At 67.9% G+C, this 585-nt stretch carries 1 protein-coding gene; it reads right to left on the bottom strand.

Annotated features, from left to right (window positions below; all coding sequences use genetic code 11):
* On the bottom strand, positions 1-585 hold a 585-nt coding region (locus EN879_RS38150; RefSeq protein ID WP_127274821.1), incomplete at both ends, for an aldolase/citrate lyase family protein.

The raw sequence follows: 585 nt of genomic DNA, 5'->3' as shown, positions 1-585 counted from the left end.
GAAAGCAGCGCGTGCTCCGAGCCCATGGCCAGCAGGCGAGAGCCCATCGACACGGCCCGGCCGGCAATTGCCGGCTCGACAACGTGGATCGCCGCATGTTTGCCGGCCTTGCGGGTGCGCTCGGCCACCGGCGCCACCGTCGCCATCATGCTTTCCAGCGTCGAATTGACCGTGGCGCCATTGCTCCAGGCGATCGAGAAATCCGACGGGCCCAGGAAGATGCCGTCGATGCCGGGCGTGTCGAGGATGCCATCGAGCGCATCGAGGGCTGCACGCGTCTCGACCATGGCGAAGGCCATGGTGCGCTGGTTGGTGTCGCGCAGCCAGTCGGCCTGGTCGCCTTGGCCGTGGCGGGGAAAAGCGTAGGTCGGGCCCCAGGAGCGCTCGCCGACCGGCGGGTATTTCATGGCGGCGGCGAACAGTTTTGCGTCGGCAACCGAGTTCACCATCGGCGCGATGACCGCCTCGGCGCCGAAATCGAGCGCGCGGCTTGCCATGTCGAAACGGCCAACGGGAATTCGCACCAGCGCCGGCTTGCCGGTAGCGAGCACCGGCACCAGGCCACGCAGCACGCTGTCTTCGTGA

It is taken from the genome of Mesorhizobium sp. M7A.F.Ca.AU.002.02.1.1, from assembly GCF_003998535.1.
GTDB classification, from domain to species: Bacteria; Pseudomonadota; Alphaproteobacteria; order Rhizobiales; family Rhizobiaceae; genus Mesorhizobium; species Mesorhizobium ciceri.
Note: the sequence above shows the minus strand (reverse complement) of the source record. Positions and strands in the feature narration are given on the sequence as shown.